The organism is Arenimonas sp. (assembly GCF_019459675.1).
In the GTDB taxonomy this organism is placed as follows: Bacteria; Pseudomonadota; Gammaproteobacteria; order Xanthomonadales; family Xanthomonadaceae; genus Arenimonas.
The window spans coordinates 1-3,220 of sequence record NZ_JAIBFH010000150.1 but is presented as its reverse complement, the minus strand read 5'-3'; the positions used below and the strand labels follow the sequence as shown (position 1 = coordinate 3,220).

The 3,220-nt window shown below is 67.7% G+C and carries 2 protein-coding genes and 1 pseudogene; 2 read left to right on the top strand and 1 reads right to left on the bottom strand.

Translation table 11 applies throughout. The features are described 5' to 3' along the window. Nucleotides 1–39 precede the first annotated feature (39 nt). Together K0M70_RS05475 and K0M70_RS05470 are read left to right on the top strand one after the other, a co-directional pair. Complete coding sequence (locus tag K0M70_RS05475; RefSeq protein ID WP_290780353.1) at nucleotides 40–477, top strand: OsmC family peroxiredoxin; 438 nt, start codon at nucleotides 40–42, stop codon at nucleotides 475–477. Nucleotides 478–538: 61 nt separating this feature from the next. Continuing rightward, nucleotides 539–2,296, top strand: coding sequence for a M14 family metallopeptidase (locus K0M70_RS05470; RefSeq protein WP_290780350.1), 1,758 nt, complete (start codon nucleotides 539–541; stop codon nucleotides 2,294–2,296). Nucleotides 2,297–2,500: 204 nt separating this feature from the next. On the opposite strand, the pseudogene K0M70_RS05465 reads toward K0M70_RS05470, so the two are convergent. Further along, nucleotides 2,501–3,220 (bottom strand): annotated as a pseudogene (locus tag K0M70_RS05465) (recombination factor protein RarA); the annotation flags it as partial.

Below are 3,220 nucleotides of genomic sequence, written 5' to 3'. Positions count from 1 at the left end.
TGCAAGTCATTTCAGACCCCCCCACGGCGGGAAAGCCCCATGTACGAGAACACCGCCAGCAACCACTGGGAAGGCGCCGGCAAGGAAGGCACCGGCAAGATCAGCACCGACACCGAGGCGCTGCGTTCGTATCCCTACGGTTTCGGCAGCCGCTTCGGCGACGACCGCACCGGCACCAATCCCGAGGAGCTGCTCGCCGCCGCACACGCCGCCTGCTTCACCATGGCGTTTTCGTTCGCCTGCGAGAAGGCCGGTTTCGCCACCCGCAGCGTGGACACCCAGGCCCACGTGAACCTGGCCAAGGAGGGCGAAGGCTTCAAGATCGACCGCATCCGCCTGGTGCTGGACGCCAGCGTGGACGGCATCGACGAGGCCACCTTCCAGAAGATCGCCGAGGGCGCAAAGAAGGAATGCCCGCTGTCCAAGGCCCTGGCCTCGGTGCCCGAGATCACACTGGAAGCCACGCTGCGCCGCTGACGCCAATCCGGAGCGCAAAGAAGCTAACCTGACCCCGTTCTTTCCATCGGGGTTTGAGGGCATGCGCAATCTGGTTCTGGCTTTGGCCCTGGCGTTGTCCGCCAGCGCGGCGGCCGACGACACGTTGGTGACGGTTTCGGAACGCTCCGGCTTCCTGAAGACCGGCCGCTACGCGGAAGTGATCGCCCTGTGCGACGCCTTCGCCAAGGCCCACCCGCAGGCCGTGCGCTGCATCGAATTCGGCACCACGCCGCAGGGCCGGCCGATGAAGGCGCTGGTGGTGTCCACGTCAGGGGCGCTGGACGCCGAAGCCGCCCGAAAGCGCGGCCTGCCGGTGGTGCTGATCCAGGGCGGCATCCACTCGGGCGAAATCGACGGCAAGGACGCGGGCTTCCTGGCCCTGCGCCAGATCCTGGAAGGCAAGGCCGCGCCAGGCGCGCTGGACAAGCTGGTGTGGGTTTTCGTGCCGGTGTTCAACATTGACGGCCACGAACGCTTCGGCGCCTGGAACCGCCCCAACCAGCGCGGCCCCGAGGAAATGGGCTGGCGCACCACCGCCCAGAACTACAACCTCAACCGCGACTACCTCAAGGCCGACGCCCCCGAGATGCAGGCCATGCTGGCCCTGGTCAATGAGTGGGATCCGCTGGCGGTGGTGGACCTGCACGCCACCAACGGCGCCCAGTTCGAGCACGACATCGCCATCATGGTCGAGCCGCTGTACGCCGGCGACCTGGCGCTGCAGCGCATCGGGCGCGAATGGCGCGATGGCGTCATCGCCGACCTGACCGCGGCAGGCTCGCTGCCGCTGGCGTTTTATCCCTCGTTCGTAGCCGACGACGACCCCAGCTCGGGCTTCGCCGACACGGTGTCGCAGCCGCGTTTCTCGCTGGGCTATTTCTGGCTCCGCAACCGGCTTTCCATGCTGGTGGAAACGCACTCCTGGCGCGCCTACCCGGAGCGCGTGCTCAGCACACGCCACACGGTGGTTTCAGTGCTGGATCTCGTCGCTGAGAACGGCGAGGCATGGCTGCAGGCGGCGCACGACGCCGACCGGCGCGCCAGCCAGCCCGGCACGGCGCCCATGCCGCTCACCTTCGCCGCCACCGACCAGGCGCGCCTGATCGACTTCCGCGGCTACGAGTACACCCGCACGCCGTCCGACGTGTCTGGCGCGCTGATGACCCGCTACGACGAAACCAAGCCACAGGTCTGGCGCGTTCCGCTGCGCGACGTGGTCGAGCCCGTGCTCAGCGTTGCGCCCCCGGCCGCCGGCTACCTCGTGCCGGCAGAACATGCCGAACGGGTCGGCGCCAAGCTGGCGTTGCATGGCGTGGCGTTCCGAAAGATCGGCGCGCTGCCGCAGGCCGCGGTGCAGGTCTTCCGCGCGGAAAGCGCCAAACCGGCGGCTGCGTCCTTCGAGGGCCACCAGCGCCTGGACGTCACCGGTGAATGGGCCGACGAAACCCAAGACATCGCAGCCGGCGCCCTGTTCGTTCCCATCGCCCAGCCCCGGTCACGGCTGCTGGTGGCCATGCTCGAACCGCAGGCACCGGACTCGCTGCTGGCCTGGGGCAACTTCAACAACCACTTCGAGCAGAAGGAATACATGGAAGGCTACGTGGCCGAGGCCGTGGCGCGCGACATGATGGCGCGCGATCCGGCGCTCAAGGCGCGGTTCGAGCAGCAGATCAAGGACGACCCGGCGTTCGCAGCCAGCCCGCAGGCTCGGCTGCAGTACTTCCACCGCCTGCATTCGTCGTGGGACGGTCGACTGGATCTCTATCCGGTCCTGCGCATGTCCGCTGTTCCGCAATAGCCGGTTTCCCCGGCGATTCGAAACCGCTGGGGCGCAGCATCAGGCCGGTGACCACCAGCGAATGGGCGGAGGCGCCCAATACCGAGGCCAGCAGCGGGTGCTCGCCGAATCAGGCGCGCAACTGCTCCAGACACTGCGTGGGCGTGGCCTGGCCATCGTGCAGCAACGCAAGCTTGATGGCCGCAATGGTTCGACTGGTATTTTTCACGGCTTGCGGGCCTGGCCCCGCGCGGCGCGCAGTTTCTCCAGCTTGTCCTTGAGCTTGATCTCCAGGCCACGCTCGACGGGCTCGTAGTAAACCTTTTCGCCCATCGCCTCGGGGAACGCCGTCTGGTCCAGCGCGATGCCCTCGGGCGCATCGTGGTCGTACTGGTAGCCGCTGCCGTAGCCCAGCTCTTTCATCAGTTTGGTGGGCGCGTTGCGAAGATGCAGCGGAACTTCCTGCGTGCCGTGTTCGCGCACGTCGGCCTGGGCGGCCTTGAAGGCGACGTAGCCGGCGTTGGATTTGGCGCAGCTGGCCAGGTAGATCACCAGTTGCGCCAGCGCCAGGTCACCCTCGGGGCTGCCCATGCGCTCGTAGGCGTCCCAGGTTTCGATGGCCATCTGCAGGGCGCGCGGGTCGGCCAGGCCGACGTCTTCGATGGCCATGCGGGTCATGCGGCGGGCCAGGTAGACCGGGTCGCAGCCGCCGTCGAGCATGCGGGCGAACCAGTACAGGGCGGCGTCGGGGTTGGAGCTGCGCACGGATTTGTGCAGGGCGGAAATCTGGTCGTAGAACTGTTCGCCCTGCTTGTCGAAGCGGCGGGTGCGGTCGGCCAGCACCTGCACCAGGGTGGCCTGGGTGATGTGGCCGCCTTCGTCGGCGGCCAGTTCGGCGGCGATTTCCAGCAGGGTCAGGCCGCGGCGCACGTCGCCGTCGGCGGC